This window comes from Mesobacillus maritimus (genome assembly GCF_019749255.1).
Lineage (GTDB): Bacteria > Bacillota > Bacilli > Bacillales > Cytobacillaceae > Mesobacillus_B > Mesobacillus_B maritimus_A.
On record NZ_JACWFH010000013.1, the window covers coordinates 78,764 to 105,479 of the forward strand.

Consider the following 26,716-nt stretch of genomic DNA (forward strand, 5'->3'; position numbering starts at 1 on the left):
CTGTTTGGGCACATTAAACCTTTCTATGTGACCGTTTCAAAGATTCCCTTTACTGTTTGGGCACTTTGAACTCTTCTATGTGACCGGTTCGATGATTTCATTTACTATTTGGGCACGTTGAAGCCTTCTAAGTGACTGGTTCGATGATTTCATTTACTGTTTGGGCACTTTGAACTCTTCTATGTGACCGGTTCGATGATTTCATTTGCTGTTTGGGCACATTGGACCCTTCTATGTGACGGTTGGATGATTCCATTTGCTGTTTTGGCAAACAACAAAAAAAGTGTCCCTATTCGGGACACTTCCTTTTTTTTAGCTATTTCCATTATGTTCTTTTACAACACTGGCACATCTTGGACAAACAGTAGGGAATTCTTCAACTTTGCCAACATCTGGTGTGACAACCCAGCAGCGTTCACAAGTTTCACCTTCAGCTTTTGTAACTACGATTGCTGCTTGCTCAAGCTTAATGGCACTTTCTGGTGCCTGATCGTAAGTTCCCGCAACTTCAAAATCAGAGACAATGAAGAGCTGTGCTAGGTCTTCTTCAATCGAATTGAGAAGGTCTTGTGTCTTGCTATTCACATATAGTGTCACTTTAGCTGTTAATGATTTACCAATTACCTTTTCATTTCTTGCTTCCTCTAGGGCTTTAAGAACTTCATCGCGAAGTTTTAAGAAAGCATTCCACTTTGTTTCCAACTGATCGGCATTGTGGATATCTTTTGCTTCAGGTAAATCGGTTAATTGAACACTTTCTTCTGAAACAGCTGGGATAAATGACCAAACTTCATCTGCTGTATGTGGAAGAATTGGCGCAACAAGTTTCACAAGAGTCAAGAGACTTTCATGAAGTACAGTCTGAATTGCACGACGGTCTGGATGATTTGCTGATTCAATATATAGAATATCCTTTGCAAAATCAAGGTAGAACGAACTTAAATCAAGTGTACAGAAATTGTTTACAGCGTGATATACACCAGCAAATTCATATCTTTCATATGATTGATGAGTATGCTTAATTAGCTTATTTAATTTTACAAGCATAAACTGATCCACTTCTCGCAAATCTTCATAAGCTACTGCATCAGTTTCTGGGTTGAAATCAGCAAGATTTCCGAGTAGGAATCTAAACGTATTACGAATCTTCCGGTAAACTTCCGCAACCTGTTTTAAGATTGGGTCTGATACGCGGACATCGGCTTGATAATCAACAGAAGCAACCCAAAGACGAAGAATATCAGCACCAAGCTGATTCATTACCTTCGCAGGAACAACAACGTTCCCTAGTGATTTACTCATTTTTCTTCCGTCCCCATCAAGAACGAATCCATGGCTCAAAATGCCTTTATAAGGTGCTTTTCCAGTTACTGCTACTCCTGTTGATAAAGAGGAGTTAAACCAACCACGATATTGGTCAGAACCTTCGAGATAAAGGTCTGCTGGGCGATCTAGATCATCGCGCTCAAGTAGGACCGCTTGATGAGAAGACCCAGAGTCAAACCATACATCCATGATATCTGTTTCTTTCGTAAATTCACCATTCGGGCTTCCTGGATGAGTAAATCCTTCAGGCAATAAATCTTTTGCTTCCTTCTCAAACCAAATATTTGAACCTTGTTCTCTAAATAGGTCAGAAATATGATTGATTGTTTCATCGGTGATGATTGGCTCACCGTTTTCCGCATAAAACACTGGAATTGGCACACCCCAAGCTCGCTGTCTAGAGATACACCAATCACCACGGTCACGAACCATGTTATAAAGTCTTGTTTCGCCCCAAGCCGGAACAAATTTTGTATCATTAATTGCCTGCAGAAGATCTCCACGGAAATCTTTAATTGACGCAAACCATTGCGCTGTCGCTCTGAAAATAACCGGTTTTTTCGTTCTCCAGTCATGTGGATAAGAGTGAGTCATGAAAGAAAGCTTGAGTAATTTACCAGCTTCTTGAAGCTTTTCTGTGATTGGCTTGTTGGCTTGATCATAAAATAAACCTTCAAACCCTTCAGCCTCTGCAGTCATGCAACCTTTATCATCCACTGGGCTTAATACATCGAGACCATATTTTTGCCCAACCAAGAAGTCATCTTCCCCATGGCCAGGAGCTGTGTGTACGCAACCAGTACCCGCATCTGTTGTAACATGTTCCCCAAGCATAACAAGAGAATCTCTACCGTAAAGCGGATGCTCTGCGACAACTTTCTCGAGGTCTTTTCCTTGAACCTTTTGAACAACAGAAGGGTTTTCCCAACCAATTTCTTGAGTAACGGTTTCTAATAAAGCTTCCGCAACTAAATATTTCTTTTCGCCAACCGCTACAACAACATAGGTTAAATCAGGGTGAACGGAAATTCCTAGGTTCGCAGGGATGGTCCATGGAGTTGTTGTCCAGATAACAATCTCAACATCCTCAGCCACGACATTATTTCCTTGTTTAACCTTGAAGCCTACATAAATGGAAGGTGACTTTTTATCTTGATATTCAATTTCCGCTTCAGCTAATGCTGATTCACTAGATGGAGACCAGTATACTGGCTTCAAACCTTTGTAGATATAGCCTTTTTTCGCCATTTCGCCAAACACCTTGATTTGCTGTGCTTCATAGGCAGGCTTTAACGTAATATATGGATTTTCCCAATCACCACGGACTCCAAGTCTCTTGAATTGGGTACGTTGACTGTCAATCTGTTCATAAGCATATTTTTCACAAAGCTTACGGAACTCGGCAACCGTCATTTCTTTTCTTTTTACCCCTTTGTTTGTAAGCGCCTGTTCAATCGGGAGTCCGTGAGTATCCCAGCCAGGTACATATGGAGATGAGAAGCCACTCATGGACTTATAGCGTACAATCATGTCCTTTAAAATTTTATTTAAGGCATGACCGATGTGAATATCTCCATTTGCGTATGGAGGTCCATCATGCAAGATAAAATGCGGGCGTCCTTCTGTCCGTTTCTGTACCTTTTCATAAATGTTCATTTCTTCCCATTTTGCTTGTAAATCTGGCTCACGCTTCGGTAAGTTCCCACGCATTGGAAACTCAGTCTTCGGCATCAACAGTGTATCTTTAAAATCCATCTTTCTTCCTCCTACTATTTTCCATATTCCGACAATGACAAAAAACCTTCTCATCCCTAAAAAGGGACGAGAAGGTTTTCCCGCGGTACCACCCTACTAGACAGACTGATATACAGAACTGTCCACTTAAGCATTCTTAACGTGAATGATTCGCCTGCACTTAATAGCCCACTTAAGAACGTTCAGCTTGGAACTATCGGGTGATTTTCCGAATCCTCCCTCATATCAGGCTTCCACCATCCCTGATTCGCTGATTATTGAGTAATGAAGAACTCGTACTGTCCCTGTCATTGTTTCGATCATGAAATGTACTTTTAAGAAATTATATAGAACTAATCCGGGAGCGTCAAGCTAGTGAATCTTCTTCTTCCTTAACTGCGGACTTTAATTCTGTCGAATCAAGCTCGTATTCAAGCAGATGATCCCAATCATCGTTATTAAGCATATCTAGCTGTGCCTCAATTAACATTTTAAAACGGTTCCTAAAGACTTTAGATTGCTTTTTCAATTCTTCAATTTCGAGGGCAATCTTACGTGCCTTAGATAGCGATTCATTAATGATTCGGTCCGCATTCTTTTCAGCTTCCTTAATAATCAATTTCGCTTCTTTTTGGGCATTTCGTTTAACTTCTTCGCCGGCTTCTTGGGCGATGACAATCGACTTGTTCAATGTTTCCTCAATTGTCGTAAAGTGGCCCAGACGTGAATTCATATCGTTTAGCTTTTCCTCAAGCTCTTTTTTCTCACGAATAATCATTTCATAATCTTTTATCACTTGATCGAGGAATTCATTGACTTCATCTTCATCATATCCTCGGAAACCTTTGCTAAACTCTTTATTGTGTATATCTAACGGCGTTAAAGGCATGACGCCACCTCCTATTTTGTATAAAACTAGTATGTATAGAGGATAATTCGACAGGATACCAAAAATTCCTGCTAATTTCTACTATATCCTTATTTTTGTCTGCCGGCAATAACCCGCCATTTATCTTTTTTTGTTTTTCCTTCAATTGTTACAATCTTCGTCCGCCCTAATCCACGAACAGATATGACATCTCCTTCACCACATTCAAACGCTGGGTTTTCAATGGCCGTCCAATTTACTTTTACTACACCCTGTTGAATGTAGATTTGAGACTTTTGCCTAGAAATATTGTATATTGCCGACATAAGGGTATCGAGGCGTAATGAAGAAGCAGTTGTAGAGACTTCACGCCAATTCATTTCCGGTTGTATGGCATTCTCTAGCGGTACTTCTTTAAGGGAAACACCAGCCCTCCCTACACTATCAAGTTGAAGACGGACGTAATCAGAAACCTCTGCAGCAGCAAAAAATTGCACTTGATCGTCTTTTAACAAAATGTCACCGAACTTCCCTCGTTTTAGGCCTAATCCCATAAGACTTCCTAATACCTGGCGATGTTCAATTGTGACAAATTTCTTCGCATATTCGAGCTCGAATAAGCTAATATGAAACTCACCTTGATTAGCTTCAAAATAATCTGGATAAAGCAATGCTCTCTGACGCTCGGTCGTTTCTGCTCCCCCGAAAAAAGAGCATTTTACCTCTCTTGCTCCGATAATTGTCTTTACAATCTGTTGTTCTCTAGGATCGAGAAAATCTGTTAATTTTGGGGCGTATGTTTGTTCCACATATTCTCGCCAACCAATCACTTGGTCAATGAATTCCCGTTCTTCTGGTCGGAAATGTTGATAAATATTCATCCTATTACTCCTTTTATACTAAAGGATCTGTTAGTTAAAGTACCTTGTTAATACTAAAAGCCGTTGATTAGAGTAGAAAGCACGCGGACTGCTACTCCGGGAAGGAATCCACAGCCCAGATTAACAAGCCAAATTAAAACAAAAAGGGTCTACAAGAGACCCTTGAATTAGAACCAACCAAAAAGTTGTATTAGTCCATTTGAAGCAAAACGTAACACTAAGAAAGCAACAATTGGCGAGATGTCAATCATGCCAAGCGGCGGAATAAACTTTCGAAAAGGTTCTAAATATGGTTCACATATACGTGATAGAAATTGTCCGATTGCCGACTCACGCGCATTTGGGAACCATGACATAAAGATATAAATAATTAACGCCCATTGATAAAGCTGGAGTAATTGAAGAATGATACTAAGTAGAAAATCCATTAAACCCTACCACCTCGATTCTTGCATATCCCGTTCCTGCAAAAGCTCCGAAATATTCCCTGATACTTCCACATTGTCCGGTGTACACAATATTATGTTCGATCCTATTTTTTGAATATCTCCACCAATCGCATAAACAGTACCACTTAGAAAATCAACAATCCTTCTTGCTTGATCTGATTCAATACGTTGAAGATTAACAACAACGGCTCGTCTGTTTTTTAAATGGTCGGCAATATCCTGTGCCTCTGCATAAACTCTTGGCTCCATTAAGATCACTTTGGAGGACTTTTGTACACTTTGAAGACTAACAACATTTTGTTTCTGTGCAGGTTGCTTTACATGTTGTTGTTGATGTTGTTGTTTTGGTTGTTCATAATTTTCCTCAACCATTTCCTCTTCCTTATAGTCATACTCCTCATCTTCTAACAAGAAAAAGGTTTTAAATTTTGACTTCAGACTCATTCTCTTACACCTCCGCTTCCTCGCCAACTAGTGCTGAGCCAATCCTCACCATAGTAGCTCCTTCTTCAACTGCAATCCGATAATCATTCGACATCCCCATTGAAAGTTCTCGGCATGGCGCAAATTCTAGGTGTAGTTGTTGAACTTCCTGCTGAAGTGCTTTCAATTGACGAAAACACTGGCGTAACTGAGACTCATCATTTGTATAGGGAGCCATCGTCATTAAGCCTTCTACCTGAATATGTTCAAACTGCTCCAAGTCCTTGATAAAATCAAGCACTGCTTCAGGGTCTATCCCATGTTTCGATTCTTCACCAGAAACATTTACCTGTACAAAACATTTAACCTTCTGATTTGAACGTTTATTGACCTCTTTCGCCAAGGATAACCTGTCCAATGAGTGAAGATAAGTAATTTTATCAATGACATTTTTTACTTTACGAGTTTGCATGGTCCCAATGTAATGCCAGGTAGGCTTGTCTCCTAAATGATCCCACTTACTTAAGAGACCTTCATCACGATTCTCCCCTAGATGAAGAATACCTGCTTCCACTGCTTCTTGGGCTCTTTCTACACTAACATATTTAGTAACAGCAATAACGGTTACCTCTTCTGGGCTACGACCAGATTGTTTACATGCCTCTTCTATGTTTGAGCGAATATGTTTAAGATTTTCTAAGACTTTCATTTAGGAATGAAGCTCCTCCTTCCATCCAATAAAAGCAAGCATCCGCCCCGTATTGCCTTTGTCTCCACGATGTGAATAGAAATATTCACTATTACAGCTAGTACAATAGGAAGTTAGGGTTATATTTGCTTGCTGTACACCGGCTCTCAAAAGAATTTGTTTATTAAGTTCCTTTAGGTCAAGTGAGTATTGAACAGTGTTAATTTGATTATATGGTTTTTTTTCGACACCTTCTAGTACTTTTTCTACTAATTTGATAACTCGCTCATCTACAATATAACATTTTTTGCATATAGAAGGACCAATTATCACAGAAATTGCCGATGGATGGCTGCCGTTCTGGACAAAAACAGACACCATTTCTTTTGCGATTCCACCAACGCTCCCTTTCCAACCAGCATGTGCCACCCCAATAAAGCCCTTATCCTTATCAATAAAAAAGAGCGGAACGCAATCAGCAAAGCAGAGTGTTAGCATGATCCCTTTTTCAACCGTAAAAAGACCGTCTGTTCTTGGAAAAGATGTTTCATACCGATCCGAACCTTTTCCCTTGTCCGCCTTTGTTACTGTTTGCACACTAACTTCATGAGTCTGTTCAGCGCCTATCCAACATTCTAGTGGAAATTCCACATCCTGTGAAAGTAACTCACGGTTTTTTAGGACAGACAAAGAATGATCACCAACATGAAAGCCAAAGTTTAATCCTGAGAAGGCACCTTGACTAACACCACCACTTTTCGTAGAAAAACCAGCAACCAATCCAGGACTTTCCTTCATCCATGACTCAACGGCAAAATATTTTGGTGTTTTTATCTTAAATGGTTCCATTTTTCCCCTCACCATAAACAACCATCAAGGAGGAATTCCCCCTCTGATGGATGTTTTACTAATAGTTTAGCATAAGGACACGTTAGCTTGAAGCGATACGGTTATTCCGCCTCTTCTTTGACGTCTTTTATTTCACCATAGCCCTTATATCGTACAAGAATAACATCCTCACCTATTTTTAATATGTTCTGCCATGGGATCACTACCTCTTCATCTTTCCCAAAAAAACCCATCACCCTGCCTACGCCCCCAATGATAACCGATTCAATTTTCCCAGTATCAAGGTTGATATCAATATCATCTATATTTCCTAACCGTTTCCCATCAGAGACATTGACCACATCTTTTATTTGAAAATCTGAAACCTTTAACATTCTTATTCCTCCCTACTACCCTCACTTATTAAAATATATGAAGGCAAGGAGGCTATTCATGCCTAGCCTTTCCATTTTAAAGTAGAGACTTTGTTACTTTGTTCTTTTTTCAATGGTAAATGAGGCGAAGTTCAATAGTCAGGATTAATAAAACCAAAATAAAAAGCCGCCTAAAACGGCAGCCTTTGTTTCATATCCAAAACAGTTATTTAGTTTTGGATATTTTTATTCATTTGTTTAATAGCGGCTTTCTCGAGCCTTGAAACCTGTGCCTGAGATATCCCAATCTCCTCAGCCACTTCCATCTGGGTTTTGCCTTGGAAGAATCGTTTTCTCAAAATCAATTTTTCACGTTCATTCAAACGGCGCATCCCTTCTTTAAGGGCAATTTCTTCGATCCAATTAATATCTTTGTTCCGCTCATCGCTTAGCTGATCCATAACATAAATTGGGTCGCCACCGTCATTATAGATGGGCTCAAATAATGATACAGGGTCCTGAATTGCATCCAAAGCAAAGACTATTTCCTCGTGTGGGACATCTAGTACTTTGGAAATTTCCTCAGCTGTAGGCTCTCTTAACCTTTCACTCATAAGCTTTTCTCTAACCTGTAGTGCTTTATAGGCGATATCTCGGAGCGAGCGTGATACTCGAATTGGATTATTATCACGTAGATATCTCCTAATTTCCCCGATAATCATTGGAACAGCATACGTTGAAAACTTAACATTTTGGCCTAAATCAAAATTATCTATTGATTTCATAAGTCCAATACAGCCCACCTGGAATAGATCGTCTACAAATTCTCCACGGTTGTTAAAGCGCTGTATGACACTCAACACTAGCCGTAGGTTTCCATTTACAAGCTTCTCCCTTGCTGTTAAATCACCACTTTGCATCTGTTTGAAAAGTTTACGCATTTCATCGTTTTTCAAAACTGGCAACTTTGAAGTATCCACACCGCAAATTTCTACTTTGTTTCGAGTCAATCTTTTTCCCTCCTTACAGGAGCTGCTGTACAAAATTCAGTATCTCCGCAGGAAGGAAAAATATGCACATGACAATTGGACTAACTTTCCCTAAAAAGGAAAATATCTCCTGAAAACCTTTACAGTCATGGACTCAGAGCACTATAAAAATTTTTACACCATTTTATTAAATTCCTTTCGTAGCCTTTTAATTATTCTTTTTTCTAATCTAGAAATATAGGACTGAGATATTCCTAACATATCGGCAACATCTTTTTGGGTCTTTTCCTCACCACTTCCAAGCCCAAAACGCAGTTCCATGATTTGTTTTTCTCGGTCTGATAGTTGCTCCAATGCTTTTAATAATAACTTTTTATCCACATTCGATTCTAAGTCCTTCGTGATAATATCATCATCCGTTCCAAGAACATCAGATAACAACAATTCATTCCCATCCCAGTCAATATTCAAAGGTTCGTCGAAGGAAACCTCTGAACGGATTTTGTTGTTTCTCCGAAGGTACATTAGAATTTCATTCTCGATACAACGAGAAGCATATGTAGCGAGTTTAATCTTCTTCTCAGGGTTGAAAGTATTTACAGCCTTAATAAGACCAATCGTTCCTATGGAAATCAAATCCTCAATATTAATGCCCGTGTTTTCAAATTTCCTGGCAATATAAACTACAAGTCGTAGATTTCTTTCAATCAGAATTGACCTCGCCGCTTTATCTCCATTAGGCAATTTTTTTAATAACAACTCTTCTTCATCTTTGTTCAAAGGAGGAGGCAGGGCTTCACTACCGCCGATATAATATACTTCATCTGTTTTTAGCCCTAATTTGTGTAAGAACTTATACCAGTAATAGGATAAGCGCAGCCGTAAACTTTTCATGAATTGTCCTCCTTCTAATTTTTGTTTTTTTGAGTATAGTAATATTAACTTACCATTACACCAGTTTCCTGAGTTGCGGCTCCCGTAAGCATTTTCGGGTGAACAATACAATCAAAGTTGTCGTCAGAGGATAGCTTTTGGGCCGTGAAACTAATGAGCGCTTTCTCCACGATAAATGTTTCTTTCTCACTCTGAATCTTAAGTAGCTCTGGTTTAAGTGCAATAATCAGCTGGTGTTCTTGGCCAACAACCTTGTAAGGGATAATTTTCATCCTACTTTCAAACTCTACCGGCATGGTTACTTCCCCTGTTAAAATTAAATCTGGGTTCTCAGCCACTCTTTTAATCTCTTCTGGAAATTCATCAGGTAAGGAATCAATTGAAATAATCATGACAGGTCTTCGTGAAATGGGATCATATAATTGGTTCCCACTATCAACTAGCCCTCTAAGCTGAATATTTACTCCATGAAACTCAATAAATACATCAACAATCTGATCATATTGAATTTTAGCCATCTCAATTCCTTCCAGATTGGATTTAGAAAAATGCCATGCTAGTGGAAAACCCAAAAGGACAAATAACCAACTTAGTGGGTCCCCGAACCCTTTAATGCTTGCTAGAGCGACAGAAGTAGACAAATCAAAATCAAACTGGATAAAATAATGGGTCCCAATCAAGGCACCACCGATTAAAAAGGTCATCATATAAAATGCCATTAGACATTTTAGAAACGAACGAAGCTTTTTAAAACCGAATACAATTAGAACCATCAAGATTGAAAAAACAAGTTTGACAACTGGATGTCCGGTATACTCGAACGGAGTTAGCATAAGTAATATTAATAATGATCCCGTCAAGCCTCCAAGAAAAACCCTCCAAAGATTCACCCTTCGCTTCAATATGAGAGCAGTTAAATAAAGGAGAAGGGCATCAAAACACAAATTTAAGGCCCAAATCACATCGAGATAGACAATCAAATTCTACCCTCCTAGGACACCCGAACTTTCCATGGCTAACTACTTAGCTAAAAAGCAACTTAGATATATATATCACTCTATCGTTTCACAATCGCCTCGCTATCTACTTTATGCTTACGACAAAGTATAACGTACATCCCTTATTGAAGTGTGTCACTTTCTGTAAACAAAACTTCAGAAATTTTCACTTATCCATTCGGATTTTGTCACATTATCAATGAGAATATCTTAGAAAAATAGAGAGGGTCAGAACTCTTTCTAAAGCGGGTTTAAAAAGTTTTATATGATGGTAAACATAAGAAAGATGGTAAATAAAGCAAAAAAAAATGCCCCACAAGCTGTGGGACATTTCTAAAAGAAAAGATAGTATGATCAAGCTCTTCTACTAGGGCTCATTGCATGCGTTGCCTGAGCAGATCGCTTTGAACTTTAATGATTATCTTCTACGGTTTCGGTTACGAAGGAATGTTGGAATATCCAAAGTATCCTCCACTTGTTGTTGAGCAGGAGTGGATCTTTGTTGCTCCTGTTGAGGTTCTTCCCTCTTCTGTTCGCGTTTAACAGGGCTAGGGCTTGGTTTTGTTTGCCCACCAAAGACAGGTCGTGTTGGTTTAGGTGGTGCTGGTATGTCATTAAAACCAGTAGCGATAACCGTTACGACAATCTCGTCTTTAAGGTTATCATTAATGACAGAACCAAAAATCATATTTACTTCCTGATCTGATGCAGTAGCAACAATATCAGCAGCTTCCTGAACTTCATACAAGCTAAGGTTTGAACCACCTGTAATGTTCATTAGAACACCTTGTGCTCCGTCAATCGATGTCTCAAGCAATGGAGAAGAAATTGCTTTTTTAGCAGCCTCAGCGGCACGGTTTTCTCCTGCTGCAACACCGATCCCCATTAGAGCAGAACCTTTATTGGACATAATTGTTTTTACATCGGCAAAGTCAAGGTTGATTAGACCAGGAACTGCAATTAAATCAGAAATACCTTGAACACCTTGACGCAATACATTATCTGCCTCGCGGAATGCTTCTAGCATAGGGGTACTTTTATCTACAATCTCGAGCAATCTATCGTTTGGAATTACAATTAAGGTATCAACTGCTTCCTTCATTGAGCCAATTCCACCAGCCGCTTGAGTTGCACGTTTCCGTCCCTCGAACGTAAATGGTCGTGTTACCACTCCAACCGTTAAAGCTCCTAGATCTCGTGCAATTTGAGCGATAACTGGAGCTGCACCAGTACCTGTACCGCCCCCCATACCCGCAGTAACGAATACCATATCCGCACCTTTTAGTGCTTCTTCAATCTGTTCTTTGCTTTCTTCTGCGGCTTTTTTCCCGACTTCAGGATTTGCACCTGCTCCTAGTCCACGGGTTAATTTACCACCAATTTGCATCTTAATTTCAGCCTTTGAAAGATTTAAGGCCTGTGCATCTGTGTTAACTGCAATGAATTCAACACCTTGCACGCCATGTTCAATCATCCGATTAACTGCATTATTTCCGCCGCCACCAACACCGATAACTTTTATCGTTGCAAGTGAATCTAAATTTGTATCAAACTCCAACATGACAAATCCTCCTAAATCGTCGAGATTCCGGTTAGCATAGTTTACTCAAAAAAGTAGCCGAGAAACTTCTTTACTCTAGATGGTCCTTTTTCTTCCGGTTTTTTTTCCGGCTTTGGTTTTGGATGCGGCTGTTTTTGGACTCGATTTTCCTTATATTCCTGTTCAGCAATCGTAGCTTCAACTTGTCTACCTTGCAGCTTAGCATTTTTATAGGCGAATTTAATTAAACCTACAGCAGTTGTGAACTGTGGTTCACGCACCCCGATGTAATCTGGGACAGCTAGTCTTACTCTGCTTTGAAACATATCTTGGGCAAGCTCTAGAACACCCTGCATGTTTGCCATTCCACCTGTAAGAACGAATCCACCCGGCAAATCACGGACATTCATTTTTCTTAGTTCATTCTGAACTAATTCAAATATTTCTTCAAGACGAGCTTCAATGATATCTGCAACCTCTAACTGATTAAACTGCTGTTGTTGGTCACTCCCTATGATTCCAACCGTAAAAACTTCATCCTCAGAAGCATGGTCATAAAATGCATGTCCATGTTTAACCTTAATCTTTTCGGCATCTTCTGTGGAGGTTCTCAAACCTACTGATAAATCCTTTGTAACATGTTCCCCACCTACTGGAATAACAGCACTACCGGCAAGTTGTCCCTCTACGAACCATCCAAGTGTAGTCGAACCACCACCCATATCAATAAGAACTACACCCATATTCTTCTCATCTTTTGAAAGGGCAAACGCTCCTGCAGCCAAAGGTTGGAGTACAATGTCTAACACTTCGAGGCCAGCACGTTCTACACAGCGAAGGGTATTATGTAAAATGGTTTTAGAACCTGTAATAATTGTCCCTTCCATTTCAAGTCTCACGCCAATCATACCACGTGGGTCACTAATTTCATCCAATCCATCAACAATAAATTGTCTTGGGATGACATCAATGATTTCACGCTCTGGAGGAATGGAAACGACTTGGGCAGCATCCATTACTCTTGCTACATCTTCATTTGCAATTTCTCTATTCGGACTAGAAACGGCCACAACACCGTGGCATGGCTGAAGTGTGACATGGTTGCCAGTAACGCCTACAATTACCTGGCGAATATCCATCCCTATCATTCTTTCAGCCTGTTCTACTGCTTGTTTAATAGAATGAACGGTTTCATCTATATCAACGATTGAACCCTTTCTTAGGCCCTCTGATTTTACATTGCCTACACCGATTATATTCAAAGAGTCATTGGTCATTTCTCCAATGATCACCTTCACACTGGATGTACCGATGTCAAGACTGACATATATATCATTGCTGTTCATTCTCTGGCACCTCCTTTAAATTCGAACAACCAGCGTTATTTTCCTGTTTATTTACATTATCCTATTCGTCAAAATTAAATGATTCCCTTTTAAAATATCATTTTTTTTTCTATTTTTCACCATTTGAAGTCCATTTTGTCAAGAGAATCCTTCTAATTACGGCGATATTTTGAAACAGCCTTACACCAAATGCAAAAACTGCTGCTAAGTACAAGTCTACACCAAGATGTACACCTAGAAAAGCTAAACTTGCGGCCAGTAAGATATTAAAAAAGAAACCTGACACAAAAACTTTTTCATCATAGATATTTTGCAATTGTGCCCGAATTCCTCCAAAAAGTGTATCTAGTGCTGCAAGAATTGCAATCGAAAGATAATTTGAATATTCTGGCGGTATCCTTATATCGGTCAAAAGACCAATAATGACTCCGATGACAAGTCCCATTAACGGAAGCCACATTTTTATCAGTCTCCCCTACACCTATTCAACAGGCTCCATGTATCTAATTCTGATTGTATCCTGATAACCTGGAATTTCAATGTCCTCTTCTGGTTTCTTGATCATCATCTGCAAATTGTCGACAAAGAAATCCTCTACAATATCAGATATTTCAATTCTTTTAAATAACTTCTCAGCTTCCTCAGAGCCTTTCGTAATCACTTTAATTTTAAAAGGGAGATTATTTAGTGAATGACCATCAATTTTCGTTACAGTCCCAATATCCCGAATAACCGTCGTATTGATCACCCGTTGTCCATCAATAGAAATATGAAGGGCTCCATACATATTCAATTCATTTATTAGTCTTTGAAGTAAACTTGGTGAAACATAGCTCATTGGAACTTCATGACCTAATTCATTCATAACTGGTTGAAGTGTAAGAATGATACCTGGCCCCGAAACATCGGACATCCCTGCCTCGATTTTAAGCTCTTCTAACGTTTCTTTTAAAAGCTCCCCTTTGCTCATTTCCCGTTCACTTTCATATTTTGTAAGCGTGTCCTCAACCATTCGAATTTCTTGGAGTAACTCAGATTGGAGTTCCTTTTCACCCATTAAATCATTACGAAGTTCCCAAGTATCTCGTGTATCTCGGTTGACAGGCTCACTGACTGTCTGAAACTGGATGGCAACCATGAACCCGATGATTGAAGCCGTAACAGAGAAATACAAATTCTTTTGGGCGCCCACCATACTCACCTTCTTACTTACACAAATATCTTCATTGCAAACCTAAATCACTTTCTTCCAACAATTGGATCGATAATAATTTCATTTTGTTCCTGCAGGGAGAAAATAATTTGGTCATTTACAAGCTGATCTTTTATTCCACCAGTAATATTAAGCGCAGATGAAAGCACCTCAGGTTCACCAATTGCCGTAATTTCAAATGGAGCTGGATATTGATAACCGTCTACTGTAATGACAGGTCCATCACAAAGTATATATGAATTATGGGTTAATCTCTGTCCATTAATGGCAATCGCTGAGGCTCCAGAAATATACAACTCAGTGATTACTTTAAACACATGGTGTTCGTGTACGAGATAGTTATTGATGTTAGGATCATTAGGATCGTACTCACCATCGGAGAGGGTGACCTTGACCCCTTCCCCTTTCACCTTTACTTTCCCGAGGAACATTCGGTATTTTTCAGCATCCTCCGCTAAGTTAAAATACACCTGAGCTTCGTCCGCCAATTGAGACTCATATTCCCGTACCATTTCGTGCTTATTGTTCAATTCTTTTTGTAACTCTCGATTTTTTTCTTTTTGCTCATTCAACTCGTTACGAAGACTTAAATTCCGCTCCCATTGACTATCCGTAAACTGTTGTTTACTTTTCGTACCTTGGGTAACCCGATAAGAATAAGCAATCATAAACCCTAAAACAAGACATACAATGGATATGACAACACGCTTAGTCTTCACTTTCTTCTTCAAGTTCAACTTCTTCAGCTTCCTCTGCTTTATACGCTTTGAAATAAGAACCAACTTCGATATCTATAACCCCTTTTTGTGACGGGTCAAGCTGGCTTATTATGGATGGGTAATGAACCATTTTCTCAGTAAAGTTTCTCAATGTAGCATTCACTTCAAATCCGTTATTCATGTAAAGGAGAATACGGTAGGAATCGGTATCAGAAGGATTGTGATGGATTTCAGAAATCGTGCTAAGAATCTCTTCTGGAAGAAGCTTCAACGAAGAAATCATCTCATTCAATACTTCCCCTTCTTTAAATGAGACGAGAATAGGAGCATTTACTGGTATTTCTTGTGTTAATCCATTCTGCAGAATCTCTCCATTACTTAGAACCGGGATGAAATCCCTTCCTTGTGAAAGATAGGCGAGCTTCTCAAACTCTTTTAAATTGATCGTAACGGTATTGGGAAACTGGACGGATACTTTTGCTGTCTCAATTTCAGGTAGCTTTTCAATTAATGCTTCCGTATCTTTTCGATTAATTTTCCATATATTTGTTCCTTTGGTAATCCCACTCTTCTGCTGTACCTCCTCAATCGCAACGGATTCGTTGCCATTGATAACAATAGTATGGACCTTACTAAGTGGTGATTGGAAATAAATAATACATAGAATTAAAGTAAAAAAGAGAAAGAGCATCAATATTAAGCGCCTGTTTGCTTTTTTCTTTCTTTGATGTTTCAATTTTGGAATACGGTCCTCTATTGATACTATTTTTCCATTCTCCATCCCCAATCACCTCTTTTACAGCCATATCTAAACTTTTGGTTTCTAGCAGCTATTACTATAATCAGTATGCTTGTACAAGGGGTAAGTGAAAACAACGGCACGAAGTTCATGCCGTTAATCGCTCAAGTCCACAATTTCTCTACATAATCTGATGAATTATTATACCACATTTTTACCAATTACAGAGGGTTTTCGCTTAAATTTTACCGATGATTTCAACCTCTGTTTCCATCCTTATACCATACAGATCCCATATCTGTTTTTTGACATAGTCAATTAATGCTAAAACATCAGCTGCTGTTGCGTTTCCGGTGTTCACGATGAAATTTCCATGCATTTCAGATATTTGTGCTCCCCCTATTGAATATCCTTTTAAACCTGCTTTTTCCACCAACTGACCAGCATAGTTGGGTAAGGGGTTCCTAAAAATACTCCCAGCACACGGAGAGCTCCAAGGCTGAGTATCCTTACGATAATCTTTGTTTTTCTTGATAACACCCTTAATGGTATCAACCTCCCCGTTTTGGAGATTGAAGACTGCCTCTAAGACAATACCGGGTCTTTCTTTTTGCAATACAGATGTTCTATAGGAAAACGTCATTTGTTCTACGTTCAACCATTCCATTGTTCCATCTTCAAATAGGATATGGGCTTTTTCTAGGATTTTGGAAATATCCGACCCATGGGCACCAGCGTTCATGTAAACGGCTCCACCTACAGAACCTGGAATGCCACTGGCAAATTCTAAACCAGAAAGGCCCTTCCTACTCAAAGTCATCGCTAAAGCGACTACGGAAGCCCCTGCCCCAACCGTAACCGTATTTCCGACTACTTCAACATGATCAAGACCCGCTCCCAGCTTGATGACAACCCCTTCTATCCCCTTATCCGATACAAGTAAATTAGATCCGCGACCAATTGCCGTCCATTTAACTCCAGCTTCACGAATCACTTTCATCGCTTTCTCCAGATTATCAATTGTAGAAGGCTCAATAAATAAATCTGCTGGTCCACCAATCTTAATGGTTGTATGACTAGCTAATGGCTCATTCTCTTTTACGGTGCCAATTTTCATCTCTTGAAGTTGTTTTGCCAATTCCTTCATTAAAAAATCTTCCTTTCAGCAAAATCCATTTATCTATCCTATGCACAGAATTATCACTGGGCTACTTAACAAGTTCTTTAATCAGCTGGTGCATCCTGTTCGCAGCATCTTGTATGCCTAATCTTTTCGAAGCAGATTTCATTTCTATTAATTTTTCTCTGTTAGTTAAAATTCCATCTATTTTCTCAATAAGTTTAGGTCCTGTTAAGTCCTTCTCAAGTAATAGCTCGGCAGCCTGATGTGTGCTTAAAGCTAGCGCATTTTTTTCTTGATGATTATCGGTAACATACGGACTTGGAATGAGGATACTTGGGATCCCTAGTGAAGTCAACTCAGCAAGCGTAGTTGCTCCTGCACGTGCAACAGTTAAATCAATCCCCGCCAGCACTTCAGGCATATTGTGGATAAATGGCTTTATGATCACATTTTCTGGATTCCCAATTAACTCTACTTCTTTCTTTACTTCTTCATAATGAACATCCCCAGTAATATATAAAACCTGATACGGTTTACTTCCCATTTCTGTCAGGCTTTTTAAGACTGCTTCATTTAAAGGCTTTGCCCCTCTACTGCCTCCAAAAATTAAAACAGCAGGTTGATTGTCTTTCAATCCGACAGACTGCCTTCCCTTTTTCCCATCTTGACCTAACACCTCAGATGCTCTAGGGTTACCAGTCATTACAACCTTATCTGCTGGGAAATACTGTCTTGCTTCTTCAAAACAGATTCCAATCCGATCAACATATCTACTTAAGAACTTGTTCGTTAATCCTGGAATACTATTTTGTTCATGAATAATGGTCGGAATGCCTAATTTAGCTGCTGCATAGACAACCGGGCCGCATACATACCCACCCGTGCCAATCACAACATCAGCATTAAATTCTTTTAGAATTCTTTTACTATCCGTAACTCCTTTTAAGAACCTGAGAACCGTTTTAATATTTTCAAAACTCAGCTTCCGTCTAAATCCTGTAATATGTATCGATTTAAAAGGAATATTTTCCCTCGGTACAATTGTGCTTTCTAGGCCCTTTTCTGTTCCTATATATAGAAATTCAGCGTTCGGATCTTTCTTTTTTATCTCTCTTATTAAAGCTAGTGCCGGATAAATATGACCTCCGGTTCCTCCACCGCTTACGACTATTTTCATTTTCTCACCTCATTGAAGAGCAATTAAATACAGGAAACAAGCCAAGAAAATTTGCAAAGGAATAGCAAAGCTTCTCAGGCTATACCCTATTCTACTACATTCTAAACTCCTAAATGGATTTTAAAATGATTGTTAATGAATTGTAACATACGCCTAGGGTACCCATTACCTAGTGGTAAAGCATTTCTTTACGACAGATTAACACCATATAGAGCGTATGTACATTATAAAAATAATATGAACACACAAAGTAAATATACTTGATGAACAAAAAGAACCCTGTATCACAGGGTTAGATTAATATCTCGAATATCTGCTTACATTTAAGAGGACACCTACCGCCATTAACATCAAGGTCAGAGAAGAACCACCGTAACTTAAAAACGGTAACGTAATCCCCGTAACTGGCATTAAGCCCGTAACCACTCCAATATTGATCATCACTTGGATAGCAATCATCGCAATAATTCCCGTTGCGAGCAAACTACCGTATAAATCAGGCGCACCTAAGGCAATTCTTACCCCTCTCCATAGCAGGAGAGAAAATAGAAGCAGGACAAAGGAACCTCCGATAAAACCTAACTCCTCTGCGATAATGGCAAATATAAAGTCTGTCTGCGGCTCAGGTAGATAAAAGAATTTTTGTCTACTCTCACCTAACCCTAAGCCAAACAGCCCACCTGGACCTATTGCATAAAGAGATTGGATCATTTGAAAACCAGTGCCTAGCGGGTCTTTCCAAGGATCTAAAAACGAGGTAATCCGATCCATTCGATAAGGGGCAGAGGCTATTAAGCCGACAAAGCCAGCGACCCCCACAAGACCTAAGTAAACAAAATGCATGATCTTCGCACCAGAGATAAAAATCATGACGACACAAGTCCCTACCATTACGGTCCCTGTACCCAAATCAGGTTGCAGCATAATAAGTGCAAAAGCTGTAAACACAAGACCTAAGGAAGGCATTAACCCTGCCTTGAACGACGTTATTTGCTTTTGTTTCTCAGATAAAAACTTTGCAAGGAACGCAATCATCGCCAATTTCATAAACTCTGATGGTTGGACAGAAAAGGCGCCCACTCCAATCCAACTTCTAGAACCATTCCGCACATTTCCGACGCCTGGAATTAAGACGAGGACTAAAAGGACAAAGCAAACAATGAGAATAACTTTTGCCCATGTTCTCCATGTCCAATAATCAACATTCATAATAAAGAACATCGCAATGATGCCGACAACAGCAAATAACATCTGTCTCTTAGCAAAGAAAAAGGAATCGTCAAATTTATACTCTGCCCAAATTGCACTAGCGCTGTAGACCATCGTCATTCCTACAGCGAGTAGCGAAAAAGTAACAATTAGCAAAATAAAGTCAGGGGTTGTTTTTTTCGTTGGCAACTTAAAACACCTCGGCTGATTAGATTCGGGCCTGTACGATGCTTGCCAATCTATCCAGCACAAAGCGGGTAATCGAGTGAGATCAAAGACAAGCCCTACTTAAGCTTATGCACGGCTTTGATGAACATGTCTCCCCTGACCTCAAAAGTTTTATATTGGTCCCAACTTGCACAGGCAGGGGAAAGCAAAATGACGTCACCAGCATCAGATAGGTTGAAAGCTTCAGGAACGGCTTTTTCAACATTATCGACGCGAATAATTGTTTTTATCCCTGCCTGCTTTCCTGCGTCCTCAATCTTTTGAGCTGTTTGCCCAAAGGTAACGATTCCTTTAACCCCTTCAAGGGATGGAATGAGCTCGTCAAAGCTATTGCCTCTATCAAGCCCACCAGCAAGCAAGATAACTGGTGCGTTGAAAGCGGAAAGTGCCTTTTGAGTCGCTAAGATGTTAGTGGCTTTTGAATCATTATAAAATTTTCGTCCTGAAACCTCATCAACGAATTGCAGACGATGGCGCACTCCAGTAAATGTTTTTAGAACATGAATAATCGCTTCCTTATCGGCGCCTGCCAATCTAGCAGCCCCCACAGCCGATAAAATATTTTCTAAATTATGCTCACCTGGAAGGGCAATATCATCTAAAGAAATAATTTTTTCCTGATTGAAAAATATCCACCTATCTTCCACAAAGACCCCATTTTCAAGAGGTTTCTTTGTAGAAAATGGGATAATTTTTGCCTTTGATCCGCGTGCAATCTCCATAATTCCTTCTTGGTCCGCATTGCAGATAAAGTAATCATCTTCTTGCTGATTTTCAGTAATTCTGGCCTTTGCTTGATGATATTCCTCGAGTGTGCCATGGTAATCGAGATGGGCACTATATAAATTCGTAATAATTGCAATTTTAGGGCGGAAAGAAGAAATCCCCATTAGCTGAAAGGAGGATAATTCAATGACAATATTATCGTCTTTGCTTGCCTCCTGAGCAACACTGGAAGCTACCGTTCCGATATTCCCAGCAATTAGTGGATTTCTTCCTCCTCCTTTTAACATTTCAAATATCAATGTAGTGGTTGTTGTCTTTCCATTTGTCCCTGTGATTCCGATAAACGGTGCTTCAGAAATTTGATAAGCAAGTTCCACTTCTGTAATAATCGGGATTTGCTTCTCGACTGCCTTCATAATCATGGGATTTTGATATGGGATACCTGGGTTCTTTACGACTAATTCAAACCCATCTTCCATAAGTTCAACAGGGTGGCCACCGCAAACAACCTTTATCCCCTGCTCAAGCAGACTTTGGGCCTCTGGATTTTCTGATAAAGGTTTACTATCGTTAACTGTCACAAATGCACCCAGCTTATGCAACAGTGCAGCTGCACTGACACCGCTTTTCGCTAGTCCGAGAACGAGTATCTTCTTATGTTTGTAAAAACGAACCTGTTTCACTTATATCCACACCTCAATATAGATACCAATAATGGCGAATAGGAGACCTACAGTCCAAAACGTGACAACAACACGCCATTCGGACCAACCGAGAAGCTCATAATGGTGATGGAGCGGACTCATTCTGAAAATTCTCTTCCCTGTCGTTTTAAAAGAAATGACCTGAAGAATAACCGAGAGAGTTTCGACGACGAATACCCCACCAATAATAATTAATAAAAACTCTAACTTTGTTAATATCGCGATTGTGGCAATCGCTCCTCCAAGTGCCAAGGAACCTGTATCACCCATGAATACCTTGGCTGGGTGAGCATTAAAAACTAGAAAACCTAAGACCGCTCCCACAACGGCAACAGAAAAGATTGATACTTCAAATAGGGACTGGTTCCACGCAAGGACAGCAAAAGCACCAAAAGCAATTGCGGCAGTACCTGAAACAAGACCATCTAGACCATCTGTAAGATTGACTGCATTCGAAAAACCAACCATCCAAAAAATGACAAGTAATACATAACCCCACCCAAGATCAAACGATATATCTGTGAGCGGAATCGAAATCACCGTTGAGAAATTACTCTGTTGAAAAATCACATAAAAAATGACCGAAACCACGATTTGTCCAAGTAATTTTTGTTTGGAGGTTAATCCAAGATTACGCTTCATGACAACCTTAATAAAATCATCTAAAAACCCTAACAAACCAAATCCAAGTGTTACAAATAACAAAAGAAAAGTTTCTACAGTCAGACTTGAAAACTTCTGAGTCATGACAATCGTTGTTACAACGATAGACAATAGAATCATTAATCCACCCATAGTTGGAGTCCCAGTCTTTTTTTGATGAGACTTCGGTCCTTCCTCACGGATGCTCTGACCAAATTTTAATCTTCTTAAGAACGGAATAAACACTGGAGAAAGGATAACCGTTATTAAAAAGCTCAATAAAATGGTAAATAAAATGACCTGCTCCAGCATTTTATTCCCCCCTTTCTTCTGGGCTGCTGATAGCAGACCTGTTCTTCATACACGGCAAAGAGCCTGTTTCCTTCATACCGTTCCTCTTTTGAAACACAAAATTAGTTGTATATAGCGTGCTTTGTATCATTTTATTGTCCATCACTTTATTCTATTGTTCCTTTCTCTGCTTTATTGCTTTAAATGCAATTTCTCTATCATCAAAATCAAAAATTTCCTTGCCGATTTGCTGATACGTCTCATGCCCTTTTCCGGCAATTAAAATAACATCCCCATCTTTAGCTTGCTCAACAGCATAGCGAATCGCTTCTTCTCGGTCTGTAATTTTGGTATAGTTTTCCCCTTTGACCCCTTCTTCCATATCTTCAAGGATTCGTTCAGGGTCTTCACTTCGTGGGTTATCTGAAGTAAAAATAGCATCAGTCGCATGTTCACAAGCTATCTTCGCCATCAGAGGACGTTTAGTACGATCACGGTCACCCCCACAACCAACAACAACAAAAATGCGTTTTTGAGCAAATTGGCGAACTGTGTTTAATACATTCTCAAGACTGTCTGGAGTATGAGCATAATCTACGATTACCGAAAAGCCTTGACCTGCATCTACTGGTTCAAATCGGCCTGACACACCTTTTACCTTTTCTACCGATAAAATAATGCTAGCAAGTGGTAACCCTGAAACCAACGCTGCACCAATCGCTGCAAGAACGTTATACACACTAAATTTTCCAATTAGTTGGATGTTCACTTTGTGAACTCCAAATGGGCTAACAAGGTCAAACGAAGTTCCACTTGCTGACATTTGCACATTTTTCGCTTGTAGATCAGCCTTATTATCAATTCCATAAGTGAAGGGAATTGCAGCCGTACTACGCTCGTACTCAGCACTAGTTGGATCATCCGCATTAAGGACGGCATATTTGGGCTTTTTGAGGTTAAAGCTGTTCCCTAATTGAGAAAAAAGGAGCCCCTTTGCCTTTTTATATTCTTCCATTGTTTTATGGTAATCAAGGTGGTCCTGGGTTAGATTTGTAAACACAGCAACATCATAATCTGTCCCATGAACCCTCCCATGGACAAGGGCATGCGAAGACACTTCCATTACCGTTGTCTCTACTTTTTCATCAACCATCTTTTTAAGTGTTTTTTGCAAAGTTAAACTTTCAGGTGTTGTATTTTTAACCTCAAAGGTTTGGTCGCCAACTTTTGTATACATAGTTCCAATTAAACCCGTTTTTTGTCCTGCATCAGCAAAAATCTTCTCTACCAGATGACTTGTTGTTGTTTTACCGTTTGTTCCCGTTATCCCAATCATGTGAAGCTTATGACTCGGTTGTTCATAGAAAGCATCCGCAAGAATAGCCATTGCCCTTGATGTATCTTTCACAACAATGACAGGCACATTTATGTCTAAGTTTCTTTCTGCAAGGACGGCAACTGCACCGTTTTCGACTGCAGACTTCGCAAAGTCATGGCCATCGACTGTATACCCTTTAACACAGATAAATAAGCTTCCTTGTATTACTTTCCTATTATCATTTTCAACGGAAGTAATTTCAGGGTTTTCTTCAGTAAAGTTACCGAATGTACCCAATGAATCCAGTAGCTTATGTAGTTTCATACTATCAAATCCTCTCAAACAACATGCAATTTTCTCTCCATACATCAGTTTTTCCTTTTATAACTCAAGGGGATAAGGTGGCAATTTGGCCACACGTATCTCTTTTCACCTCTGATGGAAGCATCACTTTATTTTACATGATTAGGTTAAATTTAGCTATCATCTCATTATAAGTACCTTTGATCCTCAGCCTCGGTTGTTTTATAGGAAAATAGGTCTAGTAAGTCTATCTTTCTTTACAATATCAGGTATAGAAATGAGAAAAAAGTATTCACGAGCAGTAACATTAGGTGTTCTGCTTAAGATTGGATGATTTTAATAACATTTTTTCGAAAATAGTCTTGTATAAAAAATAGGCCGCGAAGTATGAAGATATTCGCCGCCCATTCCTTTATTTTCTTAGTTCGTTTAGTTTTTGTTGGGTAGACCTTATTCCTCTCCTAGATAGATTCTTATCGTGGAGCCTTCTTTCACCTTTACACCTGCAGACGGAGATTGTTTGACCACTGTATCTCCCTCACCACTAGTATCAATTTTTAAATTTACGAGCATCTCACGAATTTCCTTTTTAGATTGTCCCACTAGGTCTGGCACTTCAATCATCGGGGTGTCTAGCCAGGTAAGTTCTTTTTCGACCTGCTCTTTCCTTGGTTCAACCTCCAAGGCATGCAGACTACTTTCCATGATATTCCCTACAATTGGAGCTGCAACCACACCTCCAAATTGAACAGTACCTTTTGGATTATCGACCGCAACATAAATAACTAACTCTGGATCATCCGCGGGAGCAAACCCAATAAATGAGACAATATAGTTATTTTCTAAGTACCTTCCCCCTTGTGCCTTTTGCGCTGTACCCGTCTTTCCTCCAACACGATATGATTCAACGAAAGCACCTTTTCCGGAGCCTTGCGCTACTACGGTCTCCAGAGCACGTCTAATTTCTTTAGAAGTTTCCTCGGAAATGACTTTTCTTTTTGCCTCTGGAGACTTTTGCATAACCACTTCTCCTGTCGTTGGGTTAACAAGCTCCTTCGCAATATATGGAGTATACAGTGTCCCGCCATTCACGGCTGCAGAAACAGCAGCCACCTGCTGAATTGGTGTAACCGAAACACCCTGCCCAAACGCAGTGGTTGCCTGCTCAAGCGGGCCTACTCTAGCTAGATTAAAAAGAATTCCCGCCGACTCTCCTTGAAGATCTATTCCCGTCTTTTCTCCAAATCCAAACCCATGAACATATTTGAATAACGTTTCTTTCCCTAGTCTCTCTCCGAGCTCAACAAAGCCCGGGTTACAAGAGTTCTGAACCACTTCTAGGAAGGTTTGACTTCCATGTCCTCCAGATTTCCAACAATGAATTCTCGTTCCTGCTACTTCAATATGCCCCGGGTCATGAAAATTGTCCTTATCCAAATCAACTTTGCCTTCTTCTAAAGCCGCTGCCAAGGTAATAATTTTGAAAGTTGAACCAGGTTCATACGTACTCCATATTGGTAAGTTCCGATTATATACATCTGGTGAAACTGTCTGAAAATTGGCTGGATCAAAATTAGGTCTACTCGACATGCCAAGAATTTCACCGTTATTTGGATTCATCGCAATCGCAACGATTCCATCAGGATTATACTTTGCCTCGGCAATATCTAATTCACGCTCGATAATCGTTTGGACCTTACTATCAATTGTTAGTTTTAAGTCAAGCCCATCTTTTGGCGGTTCATAGTCATCTGCCATATCTTCCATCCGCTGTCCTTTTGCATTCGCGTAAAATTGGACAGAGCCTTGCTCGCCTTTTAGTTCTTCGTCATAATATAATTCAAGTCCCATTAAGCCTTGATTGTCAATGCCAGCAAACCCAAGGACGTGTGATAAATAGTCACCAAACGGATAATGCCGCTTAGAATCCTCGCCAATATAGATTCCTTTCAAGTTTAGGGCCCTGACTTCTTTTGCTTTTTCATGAGAGATTTTTCTCGCCTCATTGATCCTTACGATGGATTCACCTTTGGTGATGTATTGATAAACTTTTTCTGTCTTAATGTTTAATACAGGCGCAAGTTTTTTTGCTGTCTCGTCCGGATTTTCGATTTGTCTTGGTACCACCCAAACCGTCGGTGCACTAATATTCGTTGCTAAAGCCACACCATTTCGGTCAACGATTTCTCCACGCTTGGGCTCAAAAGGAATATTCCGACTCCAAGAACTTTTCGCTTTATCCGTTAGCCAATCCCCCATAAAAAACTGTACATATCCAAGCCTCACATCAATAATGAAAAAAACGAGAATCCCTACAACAAGAGTAAAGGCTAGCCTCTTCCTAACCGTCACATTAGATACACGCATTTAACAAACATCCTCCTTCAATACCCCCTAACAAACAGCCCGTAAGCCACGACCATCCTAGGTAAACTGCTTGTTCAAATATATGCTTGTACAAAAACCAATATAACCACTAAAGCGGAAGCGGCTTGATTAAACCCGACTGGCATGAGACGAGCCTGAATAGAAGGCGTTCTTTGCCTTCAATTCAGGAATGGCATATGACGAGCAGAGGGGTTAGAAGCTGAGCTGGAGCTCATTGATATAACACCGCGGCGTCATGATTCCCGACTTAAAAGACATTCACAACGTTGGGCATCAAGGCTTTTCCTCGGTTACCATACTCCTATTTCATCACTACTATCGGCACTGAGCCGCCTTCTCGTTTCCCTTACTCCAACCTTTTTCATTACTATCGTCACTGAGACACACTTTCGATTTCCATACTTCAACCTTTTTCATTACTTTGGGCACTGAGTTGACCTCTCTATTCCCATACCCCAATGCTAGGTCTTAGTATTGAATTAGGTGCCGGTATTAGGAGAGGATGGGAAAAAGGATTGTTAGAGATTCCAGCGTGCCCAAAATAAGGAGAGCATCATGCAAAAGGGAACGGTGGAGATTCCAGCGTGCCCAAAATAAG

24 protein-coding genes are annotated in these 26,716 nt (G+C 39.9%); all 24 read right to left on the reverse strand.

What is annotated here, in order from left to right; all coding sequences use genetic code 11:
• Positions 1-312: 312 nt before the first annotated feature.
• Entirely contained in the window at positions 313-3,081 is a 2,769-nt protein-coding gene (gene ileS / locus H0185_RS12705) for an isoleucine--tRNA ligase (protein WP_221873873.1), read from the reverse strand.
• Positions 3,082-3,427: 346 nt separating this feature from the next.
• Positions 3,428-3,949 (reverse strand): DivIVA domain-containing protein, encoded by a 522-nt coding sequence (locus H0185_RS12710; RefSeq protein WP_221873874.1) that lies wholly within the window; start codon positions 3,947-3,949, stop codon positions 3,428-3,430.
• An 89-nt stretch (positions 3,950-4,038) separates the two neighbouring features.
• Positions 4,039-4,809, reverse strand: a complete 771-nt coding sequence (locus tag H0185_RS12715) for a YlmH family RNA-binding protein (RefSeq protein ID WP_221873875.1) — start codon at positions 4,807-4,809, stop codon at positions 4,039-4,041.
• Between the two features lie 167 nt (positions 4,810-4,976).
• On the reverse strand, positions 4,977-5,237 hold the full coding sequence (locus H0185_RS12720) for a YggT family protein (RefSeq protein WP_221873876.1): 261 nt from the start codon (positions 5,235-5,237) through the stop codon (positions 4,977-4,979).
• 6 nt (positions 5,238-5,243) lie between these two features.
• The gene (locus tag H0185_RS12725) at positions 5,244-5,702 is read right to left on the reverse strand and encodes a cell division protein SepF (protein WP_221873877.1); all 459 of its coding nucleotides are present in this window, start codon (positions 5,700-5,702) and stop codon (positions 5,244-5,246) included.
• Between the two features lie 4 nt (positions 5,703-5,706).
• Positions 5,707-6,390 (reverse strand): YggS family pyridoxal phosphate-dependent enzyme, encoded by a 684-nt coding sequence (locus H0185_RS12730; protein WP_221873878.1) that lies wholly within the window; start codon positions 6,388-6,390, stop codon positions 5,707-5,709.
• Positions 6,391-7,218: a peptidoglycan editing factor PgeF gene (gene pgeF, locus H0185_RS12735; protein ID WP_221873879.1), complete on the reverse strand. Its 828-nt coding sequence runs from the start codon at positions 7,216-7,218 to the stop codon at positions 6,391-6,393.
• A gap of 101 nt (positions 7,219-7,319) precedes the next feature.
• Positions 7,320-7,592: a YlmC/YmxH family sporulation protein gene (locus H0185_RS12740; protein WP_221873880.1), complete on the reverse strand. Its 273-nt coding sequence runs from the start codon at positions 7,590-7,592 to the stop codon at positions 7,320-7,322.
• Between the two features lie 209 nt (positions 7,593-7,801).
• On the reverse strand, positions 7,802-8,581 hold the full coding sequence (gene sigG, locus H0185_RS12745) for an RNA polymerase sporulation sigma factor SigG (protein WP_221873881.1): 780 nt from the start codon (positions 8,579-8,581) through the stop codon (positions 7,802-7,804).
• 153 nt (positions 8,582-8,734) lie between these two features.
• Entirely contained in the window at positions 8,735-9,454 is a 720-nt protein-coding gene (gene sigE, locus H0185_RS12750; RefSeq protein WP_221873882.1) for an RNA polymerase sporulation sigma factor SigE, read from the reverse strand.
• A gap of 44 nt (positions 9,455-9,498) precedes the next feature.
• On the reverse strand, positions 9,499-10,434 hold the full coding sequence (gene spoIIGA / locus H0185_RS12755; RefSeq protein WP_221873883.1) for a sigma-E processing peptidase SpoIIGA: 936 nt from the start codon (positions 10,432-10,434) through the stop codon (positions 9,499-9,501).
• A gap of 436 nt (positions 10,435-10,870) precedes the next feature.
• Positions 10,871-12,013: a cell division protein FtsZ gene (gene ftsZ, locus H0185_RS12760; protein WP_221873884.1), complete on the reverse strand. Its 1,143-nt coding sequence runs from the start codon at positions 12,011-12,013 to the stop codon at positions 10,871-10,873.
• 41 nt (positions 12,014-12,054) lie between these two features.
• A complete protein-coding gene (ftsA, locus tag H0185_RS12765; protein WP_221873885.1) occupies positions 12,055-13,338 on the reverse strand; it encodes a cell division protein FtsA in 1,284 nt (427 codons plus the stop codon).
• A 109-nt stretch (positions 13,339-13,447) separates the two neighbouring features.
• The gene (locus tag H0185_RS12770) at positions 13,448-13,798 is read right to left on the reverse strand and encodes a small basic family protein (RefSeq protein WP_221873886.1); all 351 of its coding nucleotides are present in this window, start codon (positions 13,796-13,798) and stop codon (positions 13,448-13,450) included.
• 21 nt (positions 13,799-13,819) lie between these two features.
• A complete protein-coding gene (locus tag H0185_RS12775; RefSeq protein WP_221873887.1) occupies positions 13,820-14,533 on the reverse strand; it encodes a DUF881 domain-containing protein in 714 nt (237 codons plus the stop codon).
• Positions 14,534-14,577: 44 nt separating this feature from the next.
• Positions 14,578-15,282: a DUF881 domain-containing protein gene (locus H0185_RS12780; protein ID WP_246629173.1), complete on the reverse strand. Its 705-nt coding sequence runs from the start codon at positions 15,280-15,282 to the stop codon at positions 14,578-14,580.
• Entirely contained in the window at positions 15,260-16,051 is a 792-nt protein-coding gene (locus H0185_RS12785) for a cell division protein FtsQ/DivIB (RefSeq protein WP_221873888.1), read from the reverse strand. Before H0185_RS12785 ends, H0185_RS12780 begins: the two co-directional genes overlap by 23 nt.
• Before the next feature lie 196 nt (positions 16,052-16,247).
• On the reverse strand, positions 16,248-17,156 hold the full coding sequence (gene murB, locus H0185_RS12790; RefSeq protein ID WP_221873889.1) for a UDP-N-acetylmuramate dehydrogenase: 909 nt from the start codon (positions 17,154-17,156) through the stop codon (positions 16,248-16,250).
• Between the two features lie 61 nt (positions 17,157-17,217).
• Entirely contained in the window at positions 17,218-18,309 is a 1,092-nt protein-coding gene (murG, locus tag H0185_RS12795; protein ID WP_221873890.1) for an undecaprenyldiphospho-muramoylpentapeptide beta-N-acetylglucosaminyltransferase, read from the reverse strand.
• A gap of 297 nt (positions 18,310-18,606) precedes the next feature.
• Positions 18,607-19,707, reverse strand: coding sequence for a stage V sporulation protein E (spoVE, locus tag H0185_RS12800; protein WP_221873891.1), 1,101 nt, complete (start codon positions 19,705-19,707; stop codon positions 18,607-18,609).
• A 95-nt stretch (positions 19,708-19,802) separates the two neighbouring features.
• Positions 19,803-21,155 (reverse strand): UDP-N-acetylmuramoyl-L-alanine--D-glutamate ligase, encoded by a 1,353-nt coding sequence (murD, locus tag H0185_RS12805; protein ID WP_221873892.1) that lies wholly within the window; start codon positions 21,153-21,155, stop codon positions 19,803-19,805.
• Positions 21,156-22,130: a phospho-N-acetylmuramoyl-pentapeptide-transferase gene (gene mraY / locus H0185_RS12810; RefSeq protein ID WP_221873893.1), complete on the reverse strand. Its 975-nt coding sequence runs from the start codon at positions 22,128-22,130 to the stop codon at positions 21,156-21,158. It lies immediately after the preceding gene.
• A gap of 151 nt (positions 22,131-22,281) precedes the next feature.
• Entirely contained in the window at positions 22,282-23,751 is a 1,470-nt protein-coding gene (locus tag H0185_RS12815) for a UDP-N-acetylmuramoyl-L-alanyl-D-glutamate--2,6-diaminopimelate ligase (RefSeq protein ID WP_221873894.1), read from the reverse strand.
• A gap of 429 nt (positions 23,752-24,180) precedes the next feature.
• A complete protein-coding gene (locus H0185_RS12820; protein WP_221873895.1) occupies positions 24,181-26,097 on the reverse strand; it encodes a stage V sporulation protein D in 1,917 nt (638 codons plus the stop codon).
• Positions 26,098-26,716 lie beyond the last annotated feature (619 nt).